We start from the raw sequence: 26,155 nt of genomic DNA, 5'->3' as shown, positions 1-26,155 counted from the left end.
AGATTCCGCCGCTGGGGGTCCACTTCCCGTGGGACGTGAAAATGCTTCCCTCCGGGGATGACCGGAGCCGGCCGGGACTGATGGGGTGGGGGATGTGCAACCCCGTATCCCCAGGCAGGCGGCCGACGAGCCGTCGTTCGGCCCCCGCGCGGACAACGATGCCAGGCTCGACGACGAACTGGCGGCGGTCGTCTCCGGCGCCCGGCGCCGGGCGGTGCGGGACGGGGACCGGCAGATCGACACCGCCCATCTGCTGCACTCCCTGCTGGAGTACGACGCCGAGGTGCGCGACGCCTTCGACGGCGAGGCCGAACTCGCCCGCCTGCTCGGCTATCTCGTGCAGCGCAGCATCGGCTACGGCCTGCGCTGGCAGGGCTCCGTCGAGGACTCCGGGGCGGTGCCCGTGGTGACCGCGGGCGAGGGTTTCTCGCCCCTGGCCGCGGGGGCGATGGAGTACGCCCGTACGCGCGCCGCCGGCCGGGGGGAGCCGGCCCGCGGGACCGACCTGCTCGCGGCGATCCTCGTGGACCCGCGGGCGCGCGCCGCCGAGGTGCTGGAGCACGCCGGCGTCACACCCGGCGCCGTGCTCGCGCGCGTCGGGTACCCGCCCGCGCGACCTCCCGGTGCCCGCCCGGCGTCCAGCGGCTGAGACAGGTGTCATCGGGGGTGACGCTCATGTCATCGCCTGTCATCATGTGCCGGTGCATACGTCTCACAGCAGCAAGGGCGTCGGGCTCGGCCTCGCGCTCGCGTCCGCGGTCGCCTTCGGCGGGTCCGGGGTCGCGGCGAAACCGTTGATCGAGGCGGGACTGGACCCGCTGCACGTGGTGTGGCTGCGGGCCGCCGGCGCCGCGCTGGTGATGCTCCCGGTGGCCTGGCGCCACCGCGCCCTGCCGCGCCGCCGCCCCGCCCTGCTCGCCGGGTTCGGGATGCTCGCCGTGGCCGGGGTGCAGGCGTGCTACTTCGCCGCCATCTCCCGCATCCCGGTCGGGGTCGCGCTGCTCGTGGAGTACCTCGGGCCGGCCCTGCTGCTGGGCTGGGTGCGGTTCGTGCAGCGGCGGCCGGTGACCCGGGCCGCGGCGCTCGGGGTGATCCTTGCCGTCGGCGGGCTCGCCTGTGTCGTCGAGGTCTGGTCGGGACTCGGCTTCGACGCCCTCGGTCTGCTGCTCGCGTTCGGCGCCGCCTGCTGCCAGGTCGGCTACTTCGTCCTGGCCGACCAGGGCAGCGACGCCGGCGAGGACGCGCCCGACCCGCTCGGCGTCATCGCCTACGGCCTGCTGCTGGGCACCCTCGTGCTGACCTTCGTCGCCCGCCCCTGGGGCATGCGCTGGTCCGTGCTCGCGGGCACGGCCGACATGAACGGCACCTCGGTCCCGGCGTTCGCCCTGCTGGCCTGGGTCGTGCTCGTCGCGACGGTCGTCGCCTACGTCACCGGGGTGCTGTCGGTGCGCAGGCTCTCCCCGCAGATCGCCGGAGTGGTGGCGTGCTTGGAGGCGGTCGTCGCGACCGTGCTGGCGTGGGTGCTGCTCGGGGAGCACCTCTCGCCGCCGCAGATCGCCGGCGGCGCGATCGTCCTGGTGGGCGCCTTCATCGCCCAGTCGTCGGCACCGGCCAAGGGCTCGGACGGGCCGGTGGCGAGCGGCGGCGCCCACAAGGCAAGCGGGGCGCCGGACGGCGGGGTGGCGGAGGGCGGGTCGCCGGAGAGTGGGTCGCCGGAAAGTGGGTTGCCCGCTCGCGAAACGGCCGCCTAGGCTCCGGTACGTGCATTCGATCATCCGCGTCATCGTCTCTCCGCCGGCCGCCTGAGGCGGGCCCCCGAGATCCGCGCCCCGGCCCTCGTGCCCGGGCGCTGACGGTGTGTCGCCCGCAGACGGAGTCCGAGGACCCGCCACGCGTCCGCGTGCGGTCCGCTTCCCTGACTTCCGCGCGGCCGCCGCCTGCGGGCCGCCGCCGCGCGCCTGCGGAGAGAACTCGTGTCGAATGCTGTCACCGGCCTGCCCGTCGGGCGTGGCCTTGGCTGTCTTGTCGTCGCCGGTGCCGTCTGGGGCACCGCGGGCGCGGCCGCTTCGCTGGTCTACCGCACCAGCGACATGGGGCCCGTCGTCCTGTCCTTCTGGCGCTGCGCGGCGGGACTCGTCCTGCTGCTCGCCGTCCGCGCCGTGCGCCGCCCGGTCCGGCCGGCCGCCCGCGCGCCGCTCGGCCGCCGGCTCGCCCGGACCGCCGCGAGCGGACTGGGCCTCGCCGTCTTCCAGGCGGCCTACTTCGCCGCCGTCTCGGCCACCGGACTCGCCGTGGCCACCGTCGTCACCCTGGGCACCGGTCCCGTCCTCGCCGCGCTGGTCGCCCGGCCGCTCACGGGCGAGCGGCTCGGGCGCGGCGCCGGCGCGGTCGCCGGGGCGCTGCTCGGGCTGGGGGTGGTCGTGCTCGGGGGCGCGGGGGCGACGGTACGGCCGTGGGGGGTGCTGCTCGGGGTGCTGTCCGCGGGCGGCCAGTGCGCCATGACACTGCTCGCCCGCCGGGACCGGGCGGGCGATCCCTCGGCGGCGGCCGTGGCCACGTTCGCGGGCGCCTCCCTGTGGCTGCTGCCGCTCGCGCTGGCCGCGGGCGTGCTGCCGCGGATCACCGAACCGGCCCCGTTCCTGCTGCTGTTCGGCTATCTCGCCCTCGTGCCCACGGCCCTCGCCTACACCCTCTACTTCGCCGGCGCCGCCGTGGTGCGGTCGGCCACCGTCGCCGTGATCATGCTGCTGGAGCCGGTCGGCGCGACCGTCCTCGGCTGCGTTCTGCTCGGCGAGCGGCTGACCGGGCTCACCCTGACCGGCATCGTGCTGATGCTGGCCTCGGTGGCGGGTCTGGCGCGGGCGGAGACGCGGGAGCAGGACACCGCGGCGGACCGGCCCTACAGCGCCGCGAGGTAGTCGGGGACGCCGACCCCGGGCGCCAACCGCTCGTCGGCGACCGGGGTCCCGTACCCCTTGCGCAGCGGGACGACGCCGGCCCAGTGGGGGAGGGCGAGGTCCTCGGGCTCGTCGTTCACCCCGCCGGTGCGCAGCTTGGCCGAGACCTCGTTCAGGTCGAGGCGGATCACGGCGGTGGCGGCGAGTTCCTTCCTGTTGGCGGGCCGCGCGTCGGCGGCCCGCCCCGGCACGACGTGGTCGACCAGCGCGTCCAGGGCCGCCCGCTTCTCCTCGGGGTCCGTCACGTCGTACGCGAGGCCGTGCACCACCACCGACCGGTAGTTGATCGAGTGGTGGAAGGCGGAGCGGGCCAGGATCAGCGCGTCCACGTGCGTGACGGTCAGGCACACCGGCAGTCCCGGGTCGGCCTGTCCCGTCATGCGCAGCGGGCGCGAGCCGGTCGAGCCGTGCACGTAGAGCCGCTCGCCGACCCGTCCGTACAGGGTCGGCAGCACCACCGGCGCACCGTCGCGCACGAAGCCGAGATGGCAGACACAGCCCTCGTCGAGTATCGAGTGCACCAGCTCCTTGTCGTACGACGCCCGGTCGGCCGAGCGGGTGGGGACGGTGCGGTCGGTCGGCGTGTAGGCGGCGGGCTGCGACGTCGGCTGTGCGGCGGTCCCCTGCATGGCGCTCTCCAAGGGTCGGGGGTCGGTGTTGCGCTCAATATTGCACTAGTGCATAATCTGCTTTGTGCTAGGAGGATATCGGATCGAAGGGCGTCGCGCAGCCGAGATCGCGGCCAGCGTCGAGCGCGGGGTGGGCTCCGGGGAGCTGGAGCCGGGGCAACTGCTGCCGCCCATGCGGGAGTTGGCGGCGGACCTCGGGGTCAACCCGAACACCGTCGCGGCCGCGTACCGCACGTTGCGGGAGCGCGGTGTGATCGAGACCGCCGGGCGCCGGGGCAGCCGGGTGCGCTCCAAGCCGGCCACCACGGGGCGCGAGTACATCAGGACGGACGTGCCCGAAGGGGTGCGCGACGTGGCGAACGGCAACCCGGACCCGGCGCTGCTGCCGTCCCTGGCGGAGGCCTTCGCGGCGGCCGGCGAACGGGGCGACCGGGAGCCCGTGCTGTACGGGGACGCGCCGGTCGAGCCGGAGCTGTCCCGGATCGCGCGGGCCCGCCTCGACGCCGACGGGGTCCCGGAGGGCCCGCTGACGGTCGCCTCCGGCTCGCTGGACGCCATCGAGCGGGTGCTCGCGGCGCACCTCAAGCCCGGCGACACCGTGGCGGTGGAGGATCCGGGCTGGGGGAGCCTGCTGGACCTGGTCCCGGCGCTCGGCCTGCGCACGGCCGCGGTCGGCGTCGACGACGACGGCCCGCGGCCCGGGGACGTGCGACAGGCCCTCGCCGCCGGAGCGCGGGCCCTGATCGTCACCGACCGCGCCCAGAACCCGACCGGCGCGGCCGTGAGCGAGACCCGCGCCCGGGACCTGCGTGCCGTCCTCGCCGACCACCCCGACGTCCTGCTGATCGAGGACGACCACGGTCACGGCATCGTCGACCTCCCCGTGCACCCCCTCGCCGGCACCAGCCGCCACTGGGCCTTCGTCCGCTCGGTGGCCAAGGCCTACGGCCCCGACCTGCGCCTGGCCACCCTCACCGGCGACCCCGTCACCGTCGACCGGGTGGCCGGCCGCCACCGCCTCGGCCCGGGTTGGGTGAGCCGCCTCCTGCAGCGGGCGGTGGTCCACCTGTGGACGGGCGGCGCGCACGACGCGCGGGCGGTGGCGGCGGCCTACCGGACCCGCCGCGACCTCCTGATCGGTGCCCTCGCCGAACGGGGCGTCGCGGCCCACGGCCGCAGCGGTCTGAACGTCTGGATCCCGGTCCCGGACGAGACGGGCGCGGTCGCCCGCCTCCTGCACGCCGGCTGGGCGGTGGCCCCCGGAGCGCGCTTCAGGATGAGCGCGCCGCCCGGCATCCGGATCACGACGGCGACCCTGCGGCCGGACGAGGCGGCGCCGCTGGCGGACGCGGTGGCCACGGCCCTGGGTCCGTCACCGGCCCGCGTTCACGTCTAGGGCGGCCACCGGCACCCGCGCGTCCTCCTCGACTGCGTTGTCCGCGGGCTTCTTCCGTCCCCGCGTCTGCGTGAGCGCCGCCCCCGCCAGGACGACCACCGCACCGGCCGGCGTGGACCAGCTCAGCGACTCCCCGAGAACCGCCACCCCCGCCGCCGTGGCGATGACGGGAATGAAGTAGGTGACCATCTGCGCCATGGTGGGCCCGACTTCGGCCACGAGCCCGTACTGGATGAGCACCGCGAATCCCGTCCCCAGGGCGCCGAGCAGCGCGACGGCGAGGAGGGGGAGGAGGGGAAAGTGGCCCGGCACGGAGGTGAACAGCGGGGTGACGACGGCCAGTTGCGCGGTCGCCAGCAGCAACTGCGCCCAGGTCAGCGAGAGATGCGAGTGCCCGGACCCGGCCAGGGTGCGGCGGACGTAGATCCACCCCACCGGGTAGCAGAGCGAGGCCAGCAGGGCCATCGCCGTCCCCGTGGCGGCCAGGCCGTGGAAGCCCTGCCACGCCCCGAGCACCGTCAGCACGCCGAGGAAACCGAGGCCGAGGCCGGCGACCCGGATCCGGGTGGGCCGGTCCTCGGAGAGGGCGACCAGCGACAGGGCCATGCCCCACAGCGGCGAGGTCGCGTTGCAGATGCCGGCCAGCGTGGAGGGGATGGTCAGCTCCGCACAGGCGAAGAGGGAGAACGGCAGGGCGTTCAGCAGCAGCGCGGCGACCGCCAGATGCCCCCACGTCCGCGTCCCCCGCGGCAGCCGCTCCCGCCGCACCGCCATCGCGGCCGCGAGCACCGCCGTGCCGAACACGAGCCTGCCGAGGGTGACCTGGAAGGGGGCGTAGCCCCGGGTGCCGACCTTGATGAGGAGGAAGCTGAAGCCCCAGACCAGCGAGAGGGCGCCGAAGCGCAGACGCCAGTCGAGGGCGGGGCGGCGGGAGGCGGTGGCGGCGGGTGCGGCGGTGGTCATGTCCGTAACCCTGATGCACATGATCTCGTAGCACAATCGAGAATTCGCCCCAGATATCTCGTAGCATCGCTTACATGTTGAACCTGGAGCGCCTGCGCACCCTCGACGCCCTCGCCCGCCACGGCTCGGTCAGCGGTGCCGCCGAGGGGCTGCACATCACGACGTCGGCCGTCTCGCAGCAACTGGCCAAGCTGGAGCGGGAGGCCGGCCAGCAGCTCCTCGCCAAGAACGGCCGGGGCGTGCGGCTCACCGACGCGGGACGACTGCTCGCCGAGCACGCGGCGCGCATCCTGTCGCAGGTCGCGCTCGCCCAGTCCGATCTGGAGGCACAGCGCGGCCAGGTGGTCGGCGAACTGCGGCTGGTCGCCTTCCCCACCGCCCTGCGGGGGCTCTTCCCGGCCGCGCTCGCCGCCCTGCGCGACGGTCATCCGGCGCTGCGGGTGCGCTCGCGGGAGCTGGAGCCCGAGAACGGGGTGGACGCGGTGGTCCGGGGCGACGCCGACCTCGCGGTCGTACTGGACTGGTACAACAAGCCGCTGCCCATGCCGGAGGGGCTCGTCAAGGCGCCGATCCTCGACGACCCCGTGGAGGTCGCCATGCCGGCGGGGCATCCGCTCGCCGGCCGGGACGAGGTCGACCTGGACGACTTCACCGAGGACGAGTGGGTGGTCTGGCCCGAGGGCGAGTTCTGCCACGAGTGGCTGCTGTACACCCTGCGCACCAAGGGCATCGAGCCCCGCATCGCCCACCGCGCCGAGGAACACCACACCCAACTCGCCCTGGTCGCCGCCGGGTTGGGCGTCTGTGTGGCGCCGCGCCTGGGCCGCGACCCGATGCCGGCCGGCGTCCGGGCGGTCCCCGTGCGCCACCGCGTCCACCGCTACGTGTACGCCGTCTGGCGCGCGGACGCCGACCGCCGCCCGTCGATCCGGGCGGCGGTGGAGGCGCTGCAGGAGGCGGGCAGGAAGCTGGGCTGACCCGACCCGCCTACACGCCGCCCAGTTTGCGGAAGTCCCAGGACACGATCTTCTCCGGCGTCAGCTTGATCCAGGCGTGCCGGCCGTCGTGCGGCATCTCCTCCAGCCCGAAGTTCTTGCGGGCGAACAGCGTCTCCGGCACGTCCAGTTCGGCGCACAGCTCACCGGTGCGCGGGAACTCGCCCACGAACTCGACGGTCCCGGACAGCTCGACGCCGCGCAGCTCGTCGTACTCCTCGCCGGAGTCGACCACGATCGCGACCCGCGGGTCCCGCCGCAAGTCGGTCCACCGCTTGCTGCGCACCACCGAGTACAGCCAGACGGAGGTGCCGTCCCACGCGAACCACAGCGCGCTGACGTGCGGGGCCCCGCCCGCCGACACGGTCGCCACCCGGCAGGTGCGCTGACCGGCGAGGAACTCGTCCAGCTCGCCGGGCGTCATCATGATCTTGCGGCCGCGGCGCTGAGTGACGGTCATGCGTCCCCCTCTTCTCTCACGAAGCGCCAGAGGTTCGATGATCCTCTGACATCACGTCAGAAAAGCATGGGGTGTCTTCCGTCCGCGCGCAATGGCCGTTAGCCTCGCGGCTCCAGCCGTCGGCCACGAGGGGGGAACCGTGCCGTCGTACGAACAGCTCAGCGAACTCCTCGATCCGGCCGGCACCGTGCTGCTGACCGTCGAGTGCCAGCAGGGCGTCGTCGGCCCGGACAGCGCCCTGCCCGAACTGGCCCGCGCGGCCCGCGCGTCGGGGGCGCTCGCCAACGTCGCCCGGCTGGTCGCCGCGGCCCACGCGTGCGGTGTCCAGGTCGTCCACGCCCTCGCCGAACGCCGCCCCGACGGCCGGGGCGCGAGCCGCAACGCCCGCCTCTTCCGCGCCGCCGAACGACTGCCCGTCCAGCAGCTGTCCGGCACCACGGCGGTCCGCGTGGCCGCCCCCATCGAGGTCGCCGAGGAGGACTTCGTCGTACGGCGGCTGCACGGCCTGTCCCCGGTCCAGGGCACCGAAGTCGACGCCCTGTTGCGGAACGTGGGCTGCCGCACGCTGGTCGTGACGGGTGTCTCGGCCAACGTGGCGATCCCCAACGCCGTCTTCGACGCGGTCAACCTCGGCTACACCGTCGTGGTGCCGTCCGACGCCATCGCGGGGGTGCCCTCCGACTACACCCCGGCGATGATCCGCCACACCCTCGCGCTGGTCGCCACGGTCGCGACCACGGACGAGGTGCTCGGCTGCCTCAAACGGCCGCCCCGGGCGACACGCGGGTGAGCTCAGGCCAGGGTGATCTCGTCCCCGGACACGGTAATCTTCACGGCGGGCAGCGGCTTGGTCGCCGGGACATGCTTCACGCTGCCGTCCTCGATCGAGAACTGACTGCCGTGACAAGGGCAGATGATCACGCCGTTCTCCACCTTCGTCACCGGGCAGCCCACGTGCGTGCACTTGTAGGAGAACGCCTTGAACGTCCCCGCCGTGGGCTGGGTGACGACCACACCGGAGTCGTTGAAGATCTTGCCGCCGCCCTCCGGGATGTCGGACGTCTTCGCCACCACCGTGCCGCCGCCGGCGGCGGCCGAGGCGTCGCCGCTCGCACTGGAGCCGCCTCCGCTCGCGTCCGCGCCGGCCTGCGTGTTCGACGAACCCGAGGAGTCCGCGGAGTCGTCGTCCGACCCGCAGGCGGTCAGCGCCACGGCGAGCCCCGCCGCCCCCATCGCCGCCATGACGGTACGGCGGGCTGCCGTGGCGGGCGGAATCGATTCGCTGGTCATGCTGACGTTCCCTTCCATGCAGGCGTCGTGGATCTGCCCAGGGGTACGGCGCGCGGGTGGGCGTTGTTCAGACGCGGGCCCGGGCTGTCGCTTCGCTGTCGGCCAGTAACCTGGGGCGATGCTCAAGGAAGTCATCGCGACCCGCTACATCACGCCCCTGCGTGAGGGCGGCTCGCTGCCGGGGCTCGTCGAGGCGGACGACTTCGGGACCTACGTCATGAAGTTCACCGGCGCCGGCCAGGGCCGCAAGACGCTGGTCGCGGAGGTCGTCTGCGGCGAACTCGCCCGCCGGCTCGGCTTCCGGGTGCCGCGCCTGGTCGCCGTCGACCTCGACCCGGTCCTGGGCCTGGGCGAGCCGGACCAGCAGGTGCAGGAGCTGCTGCGCTCCAGCGGCGGCACCAACCTCGGCATGGACTTCCTCTCCGGAGCCCTCGGCTTCGACCCGCTCGCCTTCACGGTCGGCCCCGAGGAGGCCGGGCGGATCGTCTGGTTCGACGCGCTCGTGGGCAACGTCGACCGCTCCTGGCGCAACCCCAACCTGCTGGTGCGCCGGGGCGAGCTGTGGCTCATCGACCACGGCGCCACCATGATCTGGCACCACAACTGGCCCGGCGCCGAGACCTCCGCCGCCCGCCCCTACGACGCCTCCGACCACGCCCTGGCCCGCTTCGCCCCCGACCTCGCGGGCGCCGCCGCCGACCTGGCCCCCCGCGTCACCGAGGACCTGCTGGCCGAGGTCACCGCCGAGGTCCCGGACGCCTGGCTGGCCGGTGAACCCGGCTTCGGCGCACCGGACGAACTCCGGCACGCCTACGCGCGCGTGCTGCTCGCCCGCGCCGCCGACATCCACACGCGCGTGACCGGCATCGAGGAGGGCACATGAGCGAGCGCCACATCCACATGGCCGGTGCCGTGGTGGAGCGGCACATCATCCGGGGCGGCGAGGCGAACGAGCGGGACGTCTTCGAGTACGCCCTGCTGCGGGTCGTGCCCCGCGTCGAACGCGGCGAGTGCATCAACGCCGGGGTGCTGCTGTACTGCCGCGCCCAGCGATACGTCGGCGCCCGCACCCACCTCGACGAGGCGCGGCTGCTCGCCCTCGACCCGCGGGCCGACGTGGCCGGTATCCGGGCGGCGCTCGGCGCCGTCGAGCGCGTCTGCGGCGGGGGAGAGGGCGCCGGGCAGGCCGCCGGTGACGACGCCGGACGGCGCTTCCGCTGGCTCGTCGCGCCGCGCTCCACCGTCGTCCAGCCTGGACCGGTGCACACTGGGCTCACCGCCGATCCGGCGGCCGAGACGGAGCGGTTGCTCGACCTGCTGGTGAGGTAATGGATCACACCGGGGCCGTGTGACGTTGACACCGGGTGCCATGGCTTCTAGCGTCACGTGCGACGAAGGTACTAAGCGGTCGCTCACCGGGCCGCGGGTTCTCTCAAGGGCGAGGAGAAGCAGCAATGTCCACCACTGAGCAGCGGGTAGCCGTGGTCACCGGCGGGGCGCGCGGCATCGGCGCCGCCACCGCCGTCCGCCTGGCCGCCGAAGGCCGCGCGGTCGCCGTGATCGACCTGGACGAGGCCGCCTGCAAGGACACCGTCGAGAAGATCACCGCGGCGGGCGGGAAGGCCATCGCGGTCGGCTGCGACGTCTCCGACGAGGCGCAGGTCGAGGCCGCCGTCGCGCGCATCGCCGACGAGCTCGGCGCGCCGACGATCCTCGTCAACAACGCCGGCGTGCTGCGCGACAACCTGCTGTTCAAGATGAGCGTCTCCGACTGGGACACCGTCATGAACGTCCACCTGCGCGGCGCCTTCCTGATGTCCCGGGCCTGCCAGAAGCACATGGTCGACGCCGGCTTCGGCCGCATCGTCAACCTGTCCTCCTCCTCCGCCCTCGGCAACCGCGGCCAGGTCAACTACTCCGCCGCCAAGGCCGGTCTGCAGGGCTTCACCAAGACCCTCGCCAAGGAGCTCGGCAAGTTCGGCGTCACCGCCAACGCCGTCGCCCCCGGCTTCATCGCCACCGAGATGACCAAGGCCACCGCCGAGCGCGTCGGCATGGGCTTCGAGGACTTCAAGGCCGCCGCCGCCACCCAGATCCCCGTCGCCCGGGTCGGCGAGCCGGACGACATCGCCAACGCCATCGCCTTCTTCACCGGCGAGGCGGCCGGCTTCGTCTCCGGCCAGGTGCTGTACGTCGCCGGCGGACCGCTCGACTAAGGATCACGGACATGACTGAACTCTCCGGCAAGGTCGCCCTCGTCACGGGCGCCAGCCGCGGCATCGGCTACGGCGTCGCCGAGGCGCTCGTCGCCCGCGGCGACCGCGTCTGCATCACCGGACGCAACGAGGACGCCCTGAAGGAGGCCGTCGAGAAGCTCGGTTCCGACCGGGTCATCGGCGTCGCCGGCAAGGCGCACGACCTCGACCACCAGACCGAGGCCGTCGAGCGCACCATGGAGGCCTTCGGCCGCCTCGACTACCTGGTCAACAACGCCGGAACCAACCCGGTGTTCGGCCCGATCGCCGACCTCGACCTGAACGTGGCCCGCAAGGTCTTCGAGACCAACGTGATCTCCGCGCTCGGCTTCGCCCAGAAGACCTGGCACGCCTGGCAGAAGGACAACGGCGGCGCCATCGTCAACATCGCCTCCGTGGCGGGCATCGCGCCCTCGCCGTTCATCGCCGCCTACGGTGTCAGCAAGGCCGCGCTGATCAACCTCACCCAGCAGCTCGCGCACGAGTTCGCGCCCAAGGTGCGGGTCAACGCGATCGCCCCGGCGGTGGTGAAGACCAAGTTCGCGGCGGCCCTGTACGAGGGCCGCGAGGCGGAGGCCGCCGCCTCCTACCCGCTCGGCCGGCTCGGCGTGCCGTCCGACATCGGCGGCGCGGCCGCGTTCCTCACCTCCGAGCAGTCCGCCTGGGTCACCGGCCAGACGCTGGTCGTCGACGGCGGCATCTTCCTCAACGCGGGCGTCGGCTGACCGCCGGACCTCCCCCCTTATCGGCCCACCACGCGGGCGCCGGTCCACCCGACCGGCGCCCGCGTCGGCGTACAGGAAGATCACAGATCTTTGACAACGTCGTCATAAAAGCGCTGATCAAGTGCCCCGCTGCGAAGGAGGTTCAGCCGGCCGGGGGCTGCGGTATGGTCTGCCGACCCTTGGTACGGCAGATCGAGGAGCGAGCGCGTGTTCAACCGGAAGCGACGCCTGCGTCAGGTGGCGGCCATCGCCTCCCTATCGTCCCTGGTGGCCGGCTGCGGAGTGCTGTCGGCGGACTCCTCCGACGACAAGGGGCCCATCGTCGTCGGGACGACGAGCGCCCCGAGCACCCTGGACCCGGCCGCGTCCTGGGACAGTTCCTGGGAACTGTTCCGCAACATTTACCAGACGCTCCTCAGCTACCCCAACGGCGCGACCACCCCGCAGCCCGACGCCGCCTCCAAGTGCCGCTTCACCGACGGCTCCAACACCACCTACAGCTGCGAGCTGCGCGAGGGACTGAAATTCTCCGACGGCCACCCCCTCGACGCCCACGCGGTCAAGTACTCGATCGACCGGATCCGGACCATCAAGGTCAACGGCGGCCCCGAGGGCCTGCTCGGCAGCCTCGACCGGGTCCAGGCGATCGGTGACAGACAGGTCGTGTTCCACCTCAACAAGCCGGACGCCACCTTCCCGTTCGTGCTCGCCACGCCCGCCATGTCGATCGTCGACCCCGAGGAGTACCCGGCCGACGCCCTGCGCAAGGACGGCAAGGTCTACGGCTCCGGCCCGTACACCCTGCGCTCCTACGAGGACGGCAAGAAGGCCGAACTCGTCAAGAACGACAACTACAAGGGCTACGCCGACCGCAAGAACGACGCGGTGACCATCCGCTACTTCCAGGACTCGGCGACGATGGTCGCGGCGCTGAGGTCGAGCAAGCTCGACGTCGCCTTCCGCGGCCTGAACGCCGACGACATCGTCACGCTGCAACGACACGACAACGACGGGCAGCTCCAGCTCATCGACGGCGCCGGCACCGAGATCAACTACCTGGTGTTCAACCCGAAGGACAAGTGGGCCGGAAACCTCGCCGTCCGCAAGGCCATCGCCCAGGTCGTCGACCGCGCCGCCCTCGCGCACAAGGTCTACAAGGACACCGTCGAACCGCTGTACTCCATGGTCCCCAAGGGCCTGACCGGGCACACCACGGACTTCTTCGACGACTACGGCAACCCCAGCACCGCCAAGGCCCGCAAGATCCTCGCCGACGCGGGCATCAAGCAGCGCGTCCCGCTCACCCTCTGGTACACCAGCGACCGCTACGGCTCCGCCACGCGCCTGGAGTTCGAGGAGCTCAAACGGCAGCTCGACGGCTCCGGACTGTTCAGCGTCACCCTCAAGAGCCGGCCCTGGAAGACGTACGTCACCGGCTACCAGAACGGCGAGTACCCGGTGTTCGGGCGCGGCTGGTTCCCCGACTTCCCGGATCCCGACAACTTCGTCGCGCCCTTCGTCGGCGACCAGAACGCCCTCGGCACGCCCTACCCGGCGCCGGAGATCACCGGGCAGCTGCTGCCCCAGTCGCGCCGCGAGAGCGACCGCGCCAACGTGGTCAAGGAGTTCGAGCAGGCCCAGCGGATCCTCGTGAACGACGCGCGGCTGCTGCCGCTGTGGCAGGGCCGGCAGTACGTGGCCGCGAGCGACGACATCTCCGGCGCGGAGCAGGCGCTGGACCCGTCGACGATCATGATGATGTGGACGCTGTACCGCAAGACCAGCTGGTAGGTCGCCGGTTGTGCGGTCCCCGGGCCGATTGTCAGTGGCCGCCTGTAGGTTCTGAGACCTGCAACCGACCGCACGCCGTTTTGAGCGACACCGTAAGGACGTTGACGTGACCGACATCGCCATGCTGCCCGAGTCCTGGCGCGGGGTTCTGGGTGACGAACTGCAGCAGCCCTACTTCAAGGAGCTGACGGAGTTCGTCGAGGAGGAGCGGGCGAGGGGTCCCGTCTACCCGCCCCGCGAGGAGGTCTTCGCCGCGCTGGACGCCACGCCGTACGAGCGGGTCAAGGTCCTGATCCTCGGGCAGGACCCGTACCACGGCGAGGGCCAGGGGCACGGCCTGTGCTTCTCGGTCCGCCCCGGGGTGCGCATCCCCCCGTCGCTGCGCAACATCTACAAGGAGATGCACGAGGAGCTGGGCACGCCCGTCCCGGACAACGGCTACCTGATGCCGTGGGCCCGGCAGGGCGTGCTGCTGCTCAACGCGGTGCTCACGGTCCGCGCCGGGGAGGCGAACTCGCACAAGGGCCGGGGCTGGGAGAAGTTCACCGACGCGGTCATCCGCGCGGTCGCCGACCGCCCGGACCCGGCGGTCTTCGTCCTGTGGGGCAACTACGCGCAGAAGAAGCTCCCGCTCATCGACGACAGCCGGCACATCGTCGTCAAGGGCGCGCACCCCTCGCCGCTGTCGGCGAAGAAGTTCTTCGGCTCCCGTCCGTTCACGCAGATCAACGCGGCGATCGCCGCCCAGGGACACGAGCCGGTCGACTGGACGATCCCGAACCTCGGCTGACCGCGGGGTGCCGCCGGGCCGGTTCCGCGCGGGGTCGGTCCGGTGCCGCCTGAGGGGGAAAGGCGGTGGCTGCGGTTACGGTCGCCACGGGGGCCGACGAGTGCGTGGAGGACGCGGTGACGGAGCGACAGGAGCAGGCGGCGCCGGATGCCGTGATGACGCGGATCGGGCAGGTCGTCATGCTGCACCACGCGGGTGACCGTGAGGAGGCCCGGCACCGGTTCCTGCGGCTGTGGGCCGAGATCGGCGAGCACGGGGACGCGCTGCACCGGTGCACGCTGGCGCACTACATGGCCGACGCGCAGGACGACCCCGCCGACGAACTCGCCTGGGACCTGCGTGCGTTGACGGCCGCTGAGGAACTCACCGACGAACGGCTCGCCGAGCACGAGGGGGCCCTCGCGGTACGGGCCCTGTATCCCTCGCTGCATCTGAATCTGGCGGCCGACTACGTGAAGCTCGGCCGCAGCGGGGCCGCGCGCACGCATCTGCGCCGGGCCCGGCGGGCGGCCCAGGCCCTCGGGCACGACAGCTACGGCGACGGGGTGCGGGCGGCCATCGGCAGACTGGAGCTGCGGCTGGCGGAGGAGGGCGGCTCGGAGAACGGGGGCTGGGGACCACCGCGCCAACGGCCCTGACCGGGCGCCGCGCGGCGTCAACGCCCGTACGTCTGCTTGCAGATCACCGACTCCGGGCTGTCCCCGCGCCAGCCGCCGTACGCGCGGCCCAGGGTGCACACGTCCGCCGCGTTCGTGGGGACGGGCGGGACGTCGACGTGCGGCGGTCGCTGCGGGTGGTGACGGGGTTCCGGGTGCGCTGCCCGCGGGTGCGGATGGTGGGGGTGCGGGCGGGGGTTCGCGGGCTGCCGGGCCGGGGCCGGAGCGGCCGCCGTGGGACGCGCCCGCCGCGGCTCGCCCGGCTCCGCCCGCCGCGTCGACTCGATCATCTTCAGCGCCTCGCGCGCCGGCGCCTGCACGATCTGCGGCTCCGCCTCGCCGTCCGGACGGGCCGCCGAGGGCAGGGACGGAGCCGCGGTGGGCGGTGGCCCGGACGCCGGCGGGCGCTGGACCGTCACACAGCCGGAGAGGGCCGAGACAGCCACGGTGACCAGGAGCGTTGCGGTGGTCGTCGTTCGATGCACCCGCGCAACAATGGCGTCTCGGGCCCCCGGAGAACAGCGGACAAGCGCAGGATGCCCCACACGGGTGATCTCCGGCCCCGTATGGAGGGAGCGCGGAGGTCGCGGCTGACGGCGGAGCCGGTCCCCGCAGGGGTGCGGCTGACCAGCCGGTTCAGTCGCCCGTGGCCCCGTCGATGCGTTCGCGGAGCAGGTCGGCGTGGCCGTTGTGACGGGCGTACTCCTCGATCATGTGGGTGTAGATCCAGCGGAGGTTGAACCGCTCGCCGGTGCGGCGGTGGCGGCCCTTGGAGGTGTCGTCCAGGCTGAAGCCGGCCGCGTGGCGGCGGGCGGTGTCGATCTCGGCCTGCCAGGTCGCGTGGGCCTCCGCCCAGGTGTCCGCCTCGGTGAGGTGGAACTCGCCGTCCGGGTCGTCGGCGCTGTGGTAGATCGGCCCGGCGACGTCGTCGGACTCGTCCGCGAGGACCCGGCGGAACCAGGACCGCTCGACCTCCGCCATATGCCGCACCAGCCCCATCAGGGACAGCGTGGACGGCTCCGCGGAGGCGGTCCTCAGCTGCGCGTCGGTCAGGCCCTCGCACTTCCAGGCCAGCGTCTGCCGGTGGTACTCCAGCCACCCTTCCAGCATCGTGCGTTCGTCGGCGTCGGTCGCGGGCTCACGGCGTTCGGTCGTCATGCCCGCATCCTTGCCCAAGCCGCCCTCCGCCACCAGCGGTTTCCGCGCCCGAACCGCCCCCCGTATGCTGCCCGTCGAAGCAGGTGCGGGCACACGTGAGAGGGATCCCCCGTGAAGGTCGGCTGTATCGGTCTCGGCGACATCGCGCAGAAGGCATACCTCCCCGTGCTCGGCGCCCTGCCCGACGTCGACCTGCACCTGCACACCCGCACGCCCGCGACGCTCACCCGCGTCGCCGACGGCCTCCACCTGCCCGAGGCGCAGCGCCACCGCGACCTCGACGCCCTCCTCGCCCAGGGCCTCGACGCCGCCTTCGTGCACGCGCCCACCGCCGTCCACCCCGAGATCGTGACCCGGCTGCTGACGGCGGGCGTACCGACGTACGTCGACAAGCCGCTCGCCTACGAACTCGCCGACTCCGAAAGGCTGGTGACGCTCGCCGAAGAGCGCGGCGTCTGCCTCGCCGTCGGCTTCAACCGCCGTTTCGCGCCCGGCTACGCGCAGTGCGCCGACCACCCGCGCGAGCTGATCCTCATGCAGAAGAACCGGATCGGGCTCCCCGAGGAGCCGCGCACGATGATCCTGGACGACTTCATCCACGTCGTCGACACCCTGCGCTTCCTGGCGCCCGGCCCGGTCGACGACGTCACCGTGCGGGCCCGCGTGGAGAACGGGCTGCTGCACCACGTCGTCCTGCAGCTGGCCGGGGACGGCTTCACCGCCCTCGGCGTGATGAACCGGCTCAGCGGCTCGGCCGAGGAGATCCTGGAGGTGTCCGGGCAGGACACCAAGCGCCAGGTGCTCAACCTCGCCGAGGTGATCGACCACAAGGGCCAGCCGACGGTGCGCCGGCGCGGCGACTGGGTGCCGGTCGCGCGCCAGCGCGGCATCGAGCAGGCGGTGTTCGCCTTCCTGGACGCGGTGCGCGCGGGCAAGGTGCTCAGCGCCCGGGACGCACTGGCGACTCACGAACTGTGCGAGCGGGTGGTACGTGCGGTTCGGGAGCGGGCCGCCTGAGCCGCACCGCGCGCAGCCCCTCCGCCGCGCACCAGAGGGCCAGCACCAGGATGGCCCCGTGCACCGGCCAGTCGCCGTAGCGGACGTACGGGGTGATGCCGTGGGCGAGCGGGACGTCGTACACCCGCGTGGTGCTGTCCTCGGTGCCGAGCCAGGTGCCGACGCGCTGCCCGCCCGGCCCGTAGACGGCGGAGACGCCGGTCAGGGTCGCGTGCACCATCGGGCGGCCCGTCTCGGCGGCGCGCAGGGCGGCCAGCGAGGCGTGCTGCTCGGGTGCCCAGCTCCGCTGGAACGACGAGGTCGAGGACTGGGCCACGAGCACGTCGGCGCCGTCCTGGGCGAGATGGCGGCTCATGTCGGGGAACGCCGACTCGAAGCAGACCATCGGACCGACGCGCAGCCCGTGGCCGACGTTCATGACGACCTGCTCGCTGCCGCGCCGCCGGTCCTCACCCGCCGCCTTGCCCACCGAGGTGGCCCAGCCGAGCAGGGAGCGGGCCGGTATGTACTCGCCGAAGGGCACGAGCCGCATCTTGTCGTACCGGTCGCCGGTCAGCCCGTCCGGACCGACGAGCACCGAACTCTTGTAGATGCCGGGCTTGTCGGAGCGCCGGGCGTCGACGTTGACGAGGATGTCGGCGCCCGTGGCGCGGGAGAGCGCGGCGATGCGCCGGGCGAGGTCGGGCCGGTCCCCGAGGTCGTAGCCGACGCTGCTCTCACCCCAGACGATCAGGTCGGGATGCTGCCCGATCAGCTGGCGGGTGAGCTCTTCCTCGCGGTCGAAGCGCTGGTCGGCGCCGTCGACGACGCCGGGCTGGACGACGGCGATCCGCACCCGGCCGTCGGTGTCGGGGCGCGGTGACCACACCCAGGCCGCGGAGGTCGCGGCGGCGGTCGCGACGAGCCCGGCGACCGCGGGCACCCGGGCCTCGCGCACCGAGGCGAGCACGGCGACGGCGACGTTGACGGCCACCACCAGGAAGCTGAGCAGCCACACGCCGCCGACCGAGGCCAGCCGCAGCGCCGGTTCCACCTGCCACTGGCTGGAGCCGAGCATGCCCCACGGGCCGCCCAGCCCCTGCCAGGAGCGGACGAGTTCGACCATCAGCCAGCCCGACGGCAGCACGAGGAGGGCGGCCAGGCCCCGCCCGGGCCCGGGCACCCCGCCCAGGAACCGGCGCACCAGCCAGCCCCAGGGCGCCCACAGCGCCCCGAGCAGCGCGGCGATGACGAAGATGAACACGTTGAGGCTCGGCAGCAGCCAGTGGTGGACGGCGACCATGTACCCCCAGCCGCCGCACCAGCCGTCGTACGCCGCCCGTTTGCCGGTCGGCGCCGAGCGCACGAGCAGGATCCAGGGGACGAGGGCGACGTAGGCGAACCACCACAGCGAGGGCGCCGGGAACGCGAACACGGGAAGGGCGCCGGCCAGCGCGGCGAGCGCCGACCGACGCCAGGGAGAGGCGAGCCAGTGACCGAGGGTCTTCATATGGCACCCCTTCTACCCAGCGGTGGCTCCAGTGTGCGTCCTTTCGGTGATCCGGAACAGAGGACCTCAGTCCCGGGCCCGTTCCGGCAGTCGCCGCCACTTCTCCCGTACGACCACCTCGGTCAGCCGCCAGCCGTCCCCGGTACGGCGCAGCGCGAAGGCGTAGCGTCCGCCGCACACGAAGTCGGGAGCGGCGGACCCGGCGCCGTCCGCGGCGAACCGCATCGGGTTGACGTAGTCGGCCTGCACCCGGCAGGTGTCACCGGTGTCCTGCTCCAGCGTCCCGAACCGCAGCCGCCGGTTGACGATGAGATGCTGCCGCATCGGGAACAGCCGCATGCTCTCCGCGAGCCACTGCGCGACCTTCCCCGCGTCCCCCTCGATCCCCCCGGCCGACCGGTAGTCCGCCCGCCCGTCCGGCGTGAACAGTTCCCGGTACGCCTCCCAGTCCCCGTCGTCCACCGCCACCGCGTACGCGGTGACCACCTCGTCCACGGCCAGCCGGTCCAGTACGGTCGCGAGCTCCACACGCTGCGTCATCGGCTCAGTGTTGGGCATGGGGCGGGGCGGGCCAAGGGCCGTGCGGGCACGAGCCGGCGGCGCGGTCGGTGAAGCGTGGACGCCGGTGCGTCGAGCGCTTCGTACACCCTTTCGGAGGGTTGCCATGGGGAGTAACGTGATCGATGATCGATCATCCGGCCCTGCCTGATGCCCGTGAACGCGAGGAGGCAACCATGACCCGTCCCGTCACCGTGGTCACCGGCGGCAGCCGGGGGATCGGCGCCGCGACCTGCCTGCGGCTCGCGGCGGACGGGCACGACGTCGTGGTCGGCTATGTGCGCGACGCCGGCGCCGCCGGCGAGGTGGCGGACGGGGTGCGGAAGGCCGGCGGGCGGGCGGTCGCCGTACGGGTCGACACGGCCGTCGAGGCCGACGTCGAGCGGCTCTTCGAGACCGCCGAACGTGCACTGGGTCCGGTGACCGGGCTGGTGAACAACGCGGGTGTGACCGGGCCGCTGGGCCGCCTCGCCGACACGGACACCGCCGACCTGCGGCGGGTCGTCGACGTCAACCTGCTGGGTGTCCTGCTCTGTTCACGCCGCGCGGCGCGGCTGATGACGGCACGGGGGAGCGGGGTGATCGTGAACGTGTCCTCGGGCGCCGCCACTCTGGGCAGTCCGGGCGAGTACGTCCACTACGCGGCGACCAAGGCCGCCGTCGACGCGCTGACCGTCGGCCTGGCCAAGGAGCTCGGGCCGGACGGCGTCCGCGTCAACGCGGTGGCGCCCGGCGCGATCGACACCGAGATGCACGCGGCGATGGGCGACCCCGACCGCGCCCGGCGCATGGCGGCCACGATTCCGCTCCGGCGCCCCGGCCGCGCCGACGAGATCGCCGCGGCCATCGCCTGGCTGCTGTCGACGGAGGCCTCTTATGCGACGGGGGCGGTGCTGCGGGTGGCGGGCGGACGATAGGCGGCCGAGGATCTGACGACCGGCGGGGCCTGTGGCGGGTGAGGATCTGCGGCGGACGGGACGTCGGGGGGCGCGTGGTCAGGCGGTGCGTCTCATGCCGCCTCGATCACATCGCCCCGTATCGCGGTCGCCCACTCGACGACCAACAGCTCGTACTCCGCGCGCTCCTGAGCCGACAGGGAGCCGCCCGCGCGCGTCCACAGTGCGCGGATCTGCTCGTTCACCTCGGCAGCAGACCGCACGGAACCAGGGGTCACGGAATCGGGGGACATGCGGACAAGCCTAGGGGCAAGCACTGACACTGCGCTACCGGACGGCTACTCGACTCGTATGTGATGGGTCACGGTTTTCCCGGAAGGGGTTTGAGGTCGGGTGCGTCGCTCTTGGCCGGTATGCGCCCTTTCCGGCCGTACGGACGCTGTTCACACTGCCGTTGGGGGACGGACGGGGGTGCGCATGGCCGTACGGCGCAAGAGACGACGGAAGACGGCGCGGCGCGGGGTGCGGGCCGGCGGGCTGCTGCTGGCCGGGGTCGTGGCCATCTGGGCGTTCTGGTCGGCGATTTGGGTCTACGTCGTCGCGGTGTCCGCCGGTGCCGCGGTCGCCGGTCTCGGGTGGTGGCTGTGGCGGACGGACCGTGCCGTGCGCGCCCGGGACCGGGCCTGGCAGGAGGAGAACGCCGTCGCCGCCGGGCGCCGTTCGCTGGCCGAGGTGGACGTCATGACCGGCACCCGGTTCGAGGACCACGTGGCCGGACTGTGCCGTCGGGACGGGTGCGCCGAGGTGCGGCGCGTGGGCGGCGCGGGGGACCACGGCGCCGACGTGGTGGGGCGGTTGCCGGACGGGCGCAGCATGGTCGTGCAGTGCAAGCGCTACGCGCCGAGCGCCACCGTCGCCGCCCGCGAGATGCGCGATCTGCTCGGCTCCAAGGTGCACTTCCGGGCCGACGTGGCGGTCTTCGTGACGACGACCCGGTTCAGCCGCCAGGCCACCGCGTTCGCGGTCGAGCACGGCATCCTCGCCGTCCACCGCGACCACCTGGGCCTGTGGAACAGCGGAGCCCCGCTTCTCTCCCTGCTCGACGTCAACGGCTCGGGACAGGGCGACGCACGTCACCGCGCACGCTGGCGCAAGACGTACGGCCGGAGGTGAACCGGCGAAAGGCCCACGCCGCCTCCGGCTCCACCACGCACCGCAAGACCCGCCGCACGGGCCGGGTGCACAGCACGGTCACCGCGGCCGCGGCGACGATCGTGACGGCGACCGCGCCCGCGGGCCCGTGCACCCACGCGGGGTCGTACCAGCCCCGGAACTTGGCGCCCTGGGCGAGGAAGCCGTGCAGCAGATAGCCGTAGAGCGTGCCCGCGCCCAGCGCCGTGCACCACATCCGCCGCCCCGGCACCCAGGAGAGGAAACACGCCACCAGCACCAGCGAGCAGCCGAAGAGCGCCGCCGTCATCAACGGCCCGCTCCAGGCCGGCGCCCCCAACTCCGGTGCGCTGTCGCGGTGGTAGAGCCAGGCACCGCTCACCCGGGGCACCGCCCAGTACGCCCCGGCGAGCGCGCAGCAGAACACCGGCACGGCGAACAGGCGCACCTTCCACCGGCGCACCAGCCGGAAGTGCTCGGGCCGCAGACACAGACCGAGCACGAAGTACGGCAGGAACTGCAGGGTGCGCTGGAGGTCCAGGTCGTTGCCGATGGACGGCGAGAGGGTCGCGAGCATGGCGATGCCCAGCGCGACCGGCAGCGGCCGGCGCAGGGCCTGCCACAGCGGGGTCGTCAGCCGCCAGACGAACAGCGCCGCCAGGAACCACGTCAGATACAGCGGGTCCAGCAGACTGACGGGGCGGTCGGGCACCTGGTCGGTCCACCGGGTGAACAGGGTGTACGCGGTCTCGAAGACGACGTACGGGATCGCGACGCCGGTCACCAGCCGCCTGATCCTCGCCGGGCTCGCGTCGAAGGACCGGGAGAAGTAGCCGGAGATCACGATGAACGCCGGCATGTGGAAGGCGTAGACGAGCAGGTAGAGGGCGGTGACGGCCCGGCTGCCGTCCCGCAGCGGTTCCCAGGCGTGCCCCACGGCCACCAGGACGATTGCCAGGTACTTGGCGTTGTCGAAGAAGGCGTCGCGCTGTTTCGCCGGCGAGGGGGATGTGCCGGGAGAGGCGGTTTGAGCGGAGGGAGCGGAGGGATCGGAGGGAGTGGCGGGGGCCGTGGGGACGGGGTGGGGCATTGCCGTCGCCTCACCCCTTGGCGGCGACTTAAACCTACGGGTTCTCCGGGGGCGTGACCCCTCGCGTGTCCGCCCAGACCCGCGACCACTCCAGCAACGGCCCCATCGCCGTGACCAGGCCGGTGCCGAGCGGCGTGAGGGTCCAGGCGCCGTCGGAGTCCGGCGCGGCGATGCCCGCCTCGCGCAACTCGGCCAGACGGGTGGACAGGACGCTGGAGGACATGCCGTCGCAGTGGCGCTGGAGGTCGCGGAAGCCGGTGGGGGCGTGCCGGTGGAGTTCCCAGATCACGCGCAGGGTCCAGCGCCGGCCGAGCAGGTCGAGCGCGGCCATGACGGGGCGGCCGGTGGTGGAGCCGCGTACAGAGCGGCCCGGAGCGGGCGTCGGTCCCAAGAGGTCCTCCTTTCGCGGGATGCGCTGCCGGGTGCGCCGTCGGTCTGCGGTGGCGGGTCTGCCCTGGCGCGTGCCCCCACTCTTGCGCTTCGATTTCAGAAGCGCAAGAGTGGGCGGCCATGACCACACGGCAGCGCATCGACGGCGTCGTCCCGCCGTACACCCCCGAGACCGCCCGCGCGCTACGACGCTGGATGCCGCCCGGCGTGACGCGGGAGCCCCTGACGCTCTTCAAGGTGCTGGAACGCCACCCCGAACTGGCCTCCCGCATGCGGGCGTTGGGTGCCGGCCTGCTGGTCCACGGCACCCTGTCCGACGCCGACCGGGAACTCGTGATCGCCCGCGTCTGCGCCCGCTGCGGCTGCGCCTACGAGTGGGGCGTCCACATCGCCGTGTACGGCGAGGCGGCCGGCCTCACCCGGGAGCAGGTCGCCCTGACCGCCGTCGGCGCCCCGGACCACCCGGCCTGGTCACCGCGCCAGACGGCCCTGCTGCGCGCCGTGGACGAGCTGCACGCCACCGCACGGCTGACCGACGCGACGTGGGACGCCCTGCGGCGGCACCTCGGGGAGCCGGAGGCGATCGAGTTCCTGGTCCTGGCCGGCTGGTACCGCACGATCGCGTACGTCGCCGACGGTCTGCGGCTCGAACCCGAGCCCTGGGCGGCCGACTTCCCCGGTGCCGGCGTCAGCCCGCCGACTCCGCCGCGTGCGGGCTGAGCGCGCCCGCCGTCACGAGCGCGATGATGACGATGCCGAGCGCGATCCGGTACCAGACGAACGGCATGAAGCTCTTGGTCGAGATGAACTTCATGAACCACGCGATGACCGCGTACCCGGACGCGAACGCGATCACCGTCGCGAACAGCGTGGGCCCCCAGGCCACATGGTCGCTCTCCAGCGCGTCCTTCACCTCGAAGAGACCGGAAGCCAGCACCGCGGGGATCGCGAGCAGGAAGGAGTAACGGGCCGCCGCCTCGCGCTTGTAGCCCATGAACAGGCCGCCGCTGATCGTGGCGCCGGAGCGGGAGACGCCCGGGATCAGCGCCATCGACTGGCACACGCCGTAGATCAGACCGTCCTTGACGCCCAGGTCCTCAAGTCGCTTGCGCTGCTTGGGCGCACGGTGTCGGCCGCCGGTCTCGTCGCGCGCCGCCAGCCGGTCGGCGACCCCGATGACGAGGCCGACGACGATCAGCATGGTGGCGGTGATCCGCAGATCGCGGAAGGGTCCCTCGATCTGGTCCTTGAACAGCAGTCCCAGGACACCGATCGGGATCGAGCCGACGATGACCAGCCAGCCCGTCTGCGCGTCGTGGTCCTTGCGCATCTCCTTGCTGACCAGCGAGCGCGACCAGGCGCCGATGATCCGCCCGATGTCCCGGCGGAAGTAGATCAGCACGGCCGTCTCCGTGCCGATCTGGGTGATCGCCGTGAAGGCCGCCCCGGGGTCCTTCCAGCCCGAGAAGGCCGCGGTCAGCCGCAGATGCGCGCTGGAGGAGACGGGGAGGAACTCGGTCAGCCCCTGGACGAGTCCGAGGACGAGGGATTCAAACCAAGACATGAAGGCAGGAGGTCCAAGTGCCGATCGCGGGAGGGGAGTCGACGCACCGGGCCCACCATGCCGGGGCGTGGTGATCACGGGTGTCCAGGGCAGCCTAGCGTCCGCCGGTGACAGCCCTCGCACAGGGGTTTGGCGCGGCCGGCCCGCTCAGGCGGCCGTCGGCCCCGACACCGTCCAGCCCTCCGTCTGCGGATGGGCGGTGAGGTCCTCGTGGTGGACCGGGGCGCCGCAGGCCCGGCAGGTGACCACGGGCACGAGTTCGTTGCCGCAGGTGTGCTCGATCACCATGGGCAGGTCCGTGCCCTTGCGCAGGTGGCGGTCGCCCCATTCCTTCAGGGTCATCAGCACCGGCTCCAGTTCGAGGCCCGCCGGTGTGGCCCGGTACTCGAAGCGCTGCGGGCGTTCGCTGTAGGCCCGCTTGGTGAGGATCCCGGCGTCCACCAGCCTGCGCAGCCGGGTGGCCAGCACGTCGCGCGGGGCGCCGATGTTGCGCACCAGCTGGTCGAAGCGGCCGTTGCCCAGGCACACCTCCCGCAGGACGAGCAGGGAGTACTTCTCGCCGACGAGCGCGAGGGCGTCGGCGATGGAACAGGGGCGCGGGTCTTTCGTGGCGGCCATGGCGCCAGTCTAGGGGAGAGTTGGAAAATCCAACCTAGTGGGTTTGATTTTCCAACCCACAGGGCTAGGGTGAGTTCGGATTTCCTACTCGCCAGTAGTGCTGGAGGCCCGCACCATGCGCGACGCAGTCATCGTCGAAGCCGTACGCACCCCGGTCGGCAAGGGCAAGCCCAACGGCGCCCTCGCCCACGTCCACCCCGTGGAGCTCCTCGCCCACACCCTGCGCACCCTCGTCGAACGCTCCGGCGTCGACCCCGCCCTGATTGACGACGTGATCGGCGGCACCGTCGACCAGGTCGGCGAACAGGCCATGAACACCACCCGCTACGCCGTCCTGTCGGCCGGCTTCCCCGACACGGTCCCGGCGACCACGGTGGACCGCCAGTGCGGCTCCTCCCAGCAGGCCGTCCACTTCGCCGCGCAGGGCGTCATCTCCGGCGCCTACGACCTCGTCGTCGCCTGCGGTGTCGAGTCGATGAGCCGGGTGCCGATGTGGTCCAACGTCCCGCCCGGCAAGGACCCCTTCGGCCCCGGCGTCGCCCAGCGCTACCCGGAGGGCCTGGTCCCGCAGGGCATCAGCGCCGAGCTCATCGCCGCCAAGTGGTCCATCACGCGCGCGCAGATGGACGCCTTCGCCGTCTCCTCGCACCGCAAGGCCGCCGACGCCTGGGCCAAGGGCCGGTTCGACGCCGAGACGGCACCCCTGGAGGGCCTCGTCCGCGACGAGTGCGTACGGCCGGACAGCACCCCCGAGATCCTGGCCGGCCTCCGGCCCGCCTACCACGACCCCGCCTTCGCGGAGCGCTTCCCGCAGATCGAGTGGAACGTCACCGCGGGCAATGCCAGCCCCATCAACGACGGCGCCTCCGCGGTGCTGATCACCTCCGGCGAGACCGCCGCCCGCCTGGGCCTGCGCCCCCTGGCTCGCCTGCACAGCTTCGCCGTCACCGGCTCCGACCCGCTGCTCATGCTCACCGGCGTCATCCCGGCCACCGAGAAGGTGCTGCGCCGGGCCGGCCTCACCCTCGACGACATCGACCTGTTCGAGGTCAACGAGGCGTTCGCCAGCGTCGTCCTGGCCTGGCAGCAGGAGACCGGCGCCGACCTCGCCAAGGTCAACGTCAACGGCGGCGCGATCGCCATCGGCCACCCGCTCGGCGCGAGCGGCACCCGTCTGACGACCACCCTCGTCCACGCCATGCGCGAACGCGGCGCCCGCTACGCCCTGCAAACCATGTGCGAGGCGGGCGGACTGGCCAACGCGATGATCCTGGAGACCGTCGCCTAGGGCGGCGGCC

At 72.7% G+C, this 26,155-nt stretch carries 31 protein-coding genes; 18 read left to right on the top strand and 13 right to left on the bottom strand.

Annotation, left to right across the window (positions count from 1 at the left end; translation table 11 throughout):
- Nucleotides 1–94: 94 nt before the first annotated feature.
- The 3 genes from ACYF6T_RS26895 (at nt 95) to ACYF6T_RS26885 (ending at nt 2,918) form a co-directional block, all read left to right on the top strand.
- Nucleotides 95–649, top strand: coding sequence for a Clp protease N-terminal domain-containing protein (locus ACYF6T_RS26895; RefSeq protein WP_461699552.1), 555 nt, complete (start codon nt 95–97; stop codon nt 647–649).
- Nucleotides 650–695: 46 nt separating this feature from the next.
- Nucleotides 696–1,751: an EamA family transporter gene (locus tag ACYF6T_RS26890; RefSeq protein WP_461699551.1), complete on the top strand. Its 1,056-nt coding sequence runs from the start codon at nt 696–698 to the stop codon at nt 1,749–1,751.
- A 222-nt stretch (nt 1,752–1,973) separates the two neighbouring features.
- Nucleotides 1,974–2,918 carry a DMT family transporter gene (locus ACYF6T_RS26885; RefSeq protein ID WP_461699550.1) on the top strand — a complete coding sequence of 315 codons (945 nt, stop codon included), beginning with the start codon at nt 1,974–1,976 and terminating at the stop codon, nt 2,916–2,918.
- On the opposite strand, the gene ACYF6T_RS26880 is transcribed toward ACYF6T_RS26885, so the two are convergent.
- Nucleotides 2,900–3,586 carry a pyridoxamine 5'-phosphate oxidase family protein gene (locus ACYF6T_RS26880; RefSeq protein WP_461699549.1) on the bottom strand — a complete coding sequence of 229 codons (687 nt, stop codon included), beginning with the start codon at nt 3,584–3,586 and terminating at the stop codon, nt 2,900–2,902. The two genes, ACYF6T_RS26885 and ACYF6T_RS26880, sit on opposite strands and share 19 nt — an antisense overlap.
- Before the next feature lie 64 nt (nt 3,587–3,650).
- On the opposite strand from ACYF6T_RS26880, the gene ACYF6T_RS26875 reads away from it, so the two are divergent.
- Entirely contained in the window at nt 3,651–4,982 is a 1,332-nt protein-coding gene (locus ACYF6T_RS26875) for an aminotransferase class I/II-fold pyridoxal phosphate-dependent enzyme (RefSeq protein ID WP_461699548.1), read from the top strand.
- On the opposite strand, the gene ACYF6T_RS26870 is transcribed toward ACYF6T_RS26875, so the two are convergent.
- Nucleotides 4,959–5,945 (bottom strand): DMT family transporter, encoded by a 987-nt coding sequence (locus ACYF6T_RS26870; protein ID WP_461699547.1) that lies wholly within the window; start codon nt 5,943–5,945, stop codon nt 4,959–4,961. The two genes, ACYF6T_RS26875 and ACYF6T_RS26870, sit on opposite strands and share 24 nt — an antisense overlap.
- Nucleotides 5,946–6,019: 74 nt before the next feature.
- Between ACYF6T_RS26870 and ACYF6T_RS26865 the strand changes: the two genes are divergently transcribed.
- The gene (locus ACYF6T_RS26865) at nt 6,020–6,922 is read left to right on the top strand and encodes a LysR family transcriptional regulator (RefSeq protein ID WP_461699546.1); all 903 of its coding nucleotides are present in this window, start codon (nt 6,020–6,022) and stop codon (nt 6,920–6,922) included.
- A gap of 10 nt (nt 6,923–6,932) precedes the next feature.
- On the opposite strand, the gene ACYF6T_RS26860 is transcribed toward ACYF6T_RS26865, so the two are convergent.
- The gene (locus ACYF6T_RS26860) at nt 6,933–7,400 is read right to left on the bottom strand and encodes a pyridoxamine 5'-phosphate oxidase family protein (RefSeq protein ID WP_461699545.1); all 468 of its coding nucleotides are present in this window, start codon (nt 7,398–7,400) and stop codon (nt 6,933–6,935) included.
- Between the two features lie 139 nt (nt 7,401–7,539).
- On the opposite strand from ACYF6T_RS26860, the gene ACYF6T_RS26855 reads away from it, so the two are divergent.
- Nucleotides 7,540–8,190 (top strand): cysteine hydrolase family protein, encoded by a 651-nt coding sequence (locus ACYF6T_RS26855; RefSeq protein ID WP_461699544.1) that lies wholly within the window; start codon nt 7,540–7,542, stop codon nt 8,188–8,190.
- A 2-nt stretch (nt 8,191–8,192) separates the two neighbouring features.
- On the opposite strand, the gene ACYF6T_RS26850 is transcribed toward ACYF6T_RS26855, so the two are convergent.
- Entirely contained in the window at nt 8,193–8,690 is a 498-nt protein-coding gene (locus ACYF6T_RS26850) for a Rieske (2Fe-2S) protein (protein WP_461699543.1), read from the bottom strand.
- 118 nt (nt 8,691–8,808) lie between these two features.
- On the opposite strand from ACYF6T_RS26850, the gene ACYF6T_RS26845 reads away from it, so the two are divergent.
- The 7 genes from ACYF6T_RS26845 to ACYF6T_RS26815 all read left to right on the top strand — a co-directional run bounded on the left by ACYF6T_RS26845 (nt 8,809) and on the right by ACYF6T_RS26815 (nt 14,889).
- Complete coding sequence (locus ACYF6T_RS26845; protein ID WP_461699542.1) at nt 8,809–9,573, top strand: HipA family kinase; 765 nt, start codon at nt 8,809–8,811, stop codon at nt 9,571–9,573.
- The gene (locus tag ACYF6T_RS26840; protein WP_461699541.1) at nt 9,570–10,019 is read left to right on the top strand and encodes a DUF3037 domain-containing protein; all 450 of its coding nucleotides are present in this window, start codon (nt 9,570–9,572) and stop codon (nt 10,017–10,019) included. Before ACYF6T_RS26845 ends, ACYF6T_RS26840 begins: the two co-directional genes overlap by 4 nt.
- A gap of 125 nt (nt 10,020–10,144) precedes the next feature.
- On the top strand, nt 10,145–10,906 hold the full coding sequence (gene fabG / locus ACYF6T_RS26835; RefSeq protein WP_461699540.1) for a 3-oxoacyl-ACP reductase FabG: 762 nt from the start codon (nt 10,145–10,147) through the stop codon (nt 10,904–10,906).
- An 11-nt stretch (nt 10,907–10,917) separates the two neighbouring features.
- Nucleotides 10,918–11,670, top strand: a complete 753-nt coding sequence (locus ACYF6T_RS26830; protein WP_461699539.1) for an SDR family oxidoreductase — start codon at nt 10,918–10,920, stop codon at nt 11,668–11,670.
- 207 nt (nt 11,671–11,877) lie between these two features.
- Nucleotides 11,878–13,461: an ABC transporter substrate-binding protein gene (locus ACYF6T_RS26825; RefSeq protein ID WP_461699538.1), complete on the top strand. Its 1,584-nt coding sequence runs from the start codon at nt 11,878–11,880 to the stop codon at nt 13,459–13,461.
- 106 nt (nt 13,462–13,567) lie between these two features.
- A complete protein-coding gene (gene ung / locus ACYF6T_RS26820) occupies nt 13,568–14,251 on the top strand; it encodes a uracil-DNA glycosylase (protein ID WP_461699537.1) in 684 nt (227 codons plus the stop codon).
- A 116-nt stretch (nt 14,252–14,367) separates the two neighbouring features.
- Nucleotides 14,368–14,889, top strand: a complete 522-nt coding sequence (locus tag ACYF6T_RS26815; RefSeq protein ID WP_461699609.1) for a hypothetical protein — start codon at nt 14,368–14,370, stop codon at nt 14,887–14,889.
- 17 nt (nt 14,890–14,906) lie between these two features.
- Here ACYF6T_RS26815 and ACYF6T_RS26810 read toward each other — a convergent pair whose 3' ends face one another.
- A complete protein-coding gene (locus ACYF6T_RS26810) occupies nt 14,907–15,392 on the bottom strand; it encodes a hypothetical protein (protein ID WP_461699536.1) in 486 nt (161 codons plus the stop codon).
- A 151-nt stretch (nt 15,393–15,543) separates the two neighbouring features.
- Nucleotides 15,544–16,065 (bottom strand): DinB family protein, encoded by a 522-nt coding sequence (locus ACYF6T_RS26805; protein WP_461699535.1) that lies wholly within the window; start codon nt 16,063–16,065, stop codon nt 15,544–15,546.
- Between the two features lie 111 nt (nt 16,066–16,176).
- Here ACYF6T_RS26805 and ACYF6T_RS26800 point away from each other — a divergent pair, with 111 nt between their 5' ends.
- The gene (locus ACYF6T_RS26800; protein WP_461699534.1) at nt 16,177–17,082 is read left to right on the top strand and encodes a Gfo/Idh/MocA family protein; all 906 of its coding nucleotides are present in this window, start codon (nt 16,177–16,179) and stop codon (nt 17,080–17,082) included.
- Here the strand turns inward: ACYF6T_RS26800 and lnt are convergent.
- Entirely contained in the window at nt 17,006–18,571 is a 1,566-nt protein-coding gene (lnt, locus tag ACYF6T_RS26795) for an apolipoprotein N-acyltransferase (RefSeq protein ID WP_461699533.1), read from the bottom strand. The two genes, ACYF6T_RS26800 and lnt, sit on opposite strands and share 77 nt — an antisense overlap.
- Before the next feature lie 66 nt (nt 18,572–18,637).
- Nucleotides 18,638–19,111: a nuclear transport factor 2 family protein gene (locus ACYF6T_RS26790; RefSeq protein WP_461699532.1), complete on the bottom strand. Its 474-nt coding sequence runs from the start codon at nt 19,109–19,111 to the stop codon at nt 18,638–18,640.
- Between the two features lie 194 nt (nt 19,112–19,305).
- On the opposite strand from ACYF6T_RS26790, the gene ACYF6T_RS26785 reads away from it, so the two are divergent.
- A complete protein-coding gene (locus tag ACYF6T_RS26785) occupies nt 19,306–20,046 on the top strand; it encodes an SDR family oxidoreductase (RefSeq protein WP_461699530.1) in 741 nt (246 codons plus the stop codon).
- Nucleotides 20,047–20,138: 92 nt separating this feature from the next.
- Here the strand turns inward: ACYF6T_RS26785 and ACYF6T_RS26780 are convergent, their stop codons facing one another.
- The gene (locus tag ACYF6T_RS26780) at nt 20,139–20,318 is read right to left on the bottom strand and encodes a hypothetical protein (RefSeq protein ID WP_461699529.1); all 180 of its coding nucleotides are present in this window, start codon (nt 20,316–20,318) and stop codon (nt 20,139–20,141) included.
- A gap of 184 nt (nt 20,319–20,502) precedes the next feature.
- On the opposite strand from ACYF6T_RS26780, the gene ACYF6T_RS26775 reads away from it, so the two are divergent.
- Nucleotides 20,503–21,198 carry a restriction endonuclease gene (locus ACYF6T_RS26775; protein WP_461699528.1) on the top strand — a complete coding sequence of 232 codons (696 nt, stop codon included), beginning with the start codon at nt 20,503–20,505 and terminating at the stop codon, nt 21,196–21,198.
- Here the strand turns inward: ACYF6T_RS26775 and ACYF6T_RS26770 are convergent.
- Both ACYF6T_RS26770 and ACYF6T_RS26765 read right to left on the bottom strand, forming a co-directional pair.
- Nucleotides 21,131–22,285: an acyltransferase family protein gene (locus ACYF6T_RS26770; protein WP_461699526.1), complete on the bottom strand. Its 1,155-nt coding sequence runs from the start codon at nt 22,283–22,285 to the stop codon at nt 21,131–21,133. The genes ACYF6T_RS26775 and ACYF6T_RS26770 overlap by 68 nt on opposite strands.
- 34 nt (nt 22,286–22,319) lie before the next feature.
- Entirely contained in the window at nt 22,320–22,616 is a 297-nt protein-coding gene (locus ACYF6T_RS26765; RefSeq protein ID WP_461699607.1) for a winged helix-turn-helix transcriptional regulator, read from the bottom strand.
- A 179-nt stretch (nt 22,617–22,795) separates the two neighbouring features.
- Here ACYF6T_RS26765 and ACYF6T_RS26760 point away from each other — a divergent pair, with 179 nt between their 5' ends.
- Nucleotides 22,796–23,395, top strand: coding sequence for a carboxymuconolactone decarboxylase family protein (locus tag ACYF6T_RS26760; RefSeq protein ID WP_461699524.1), 600 nt, complete (start codon nt 22,796–22,798; stop codon nt 23,393–23,395).
- On the opposite strand, the gene ACYF6T_RS26755 is transcribed toward ACYF6T_RS26760, so the two are convergent.
- Both ACYF6T_RS26755 and ACYF6T_RS26750 read right to left on the bottom strand, forming a co-directional pair.
- A complete protein-coding gene (locus ACYF6T_RS26755) occupies nt 23,364–24,239 on the bottom strand; it encodes an undecaprenyl-diphosphate phosphatase (RefSeq protein WP_461699523.1) in 876 nt (291 codons plus the stop codon). The genes ACYF6T_RS26760 and ACYF6T_RS26755 overlap by 32 nt on opposite strands.
- Before the next feature lie 147 nt (nt 24,240–24,386).
- Nucleotides 24,387–24,857, bottom strand: coding sequence for a winged helix-turn-helix transcriptional regulator (locus ACYF6T_RS26750; protein ID WP_461699522.1), 471 nt, complete (start codon nt 24,855–24,857; stop codon nt 24,387–24,389).
- Between the two features lie 115 nt (nt 24,858–24,972).
- Here ACYF6T_RS26750 and ACYF6T_RS26745 point away from each other — a divergent pair, with 115 nt between their 5' ends.
- Nucleotides 24,973–26,145, top strand: a complete 1,173-nt coding sequence (locus ACYF6T_RS26745) for a thiolase family protein (RefSeq protein WP_461699521.1) — start codon at nt 24,973–24,975, stop codon at nt 26,143–26,145.
- The last annotated feature ends 10 nt before the right edge of the window (nt 26,146–26,155 follow it).

This window comes from Streptomyces sp. 7R007 (assembly GCF_054850255.1).
Note: the sequence above shows the minus strand (reverse complement) of the source record. Positions and strands in the feature narration are given on the sequence as shown.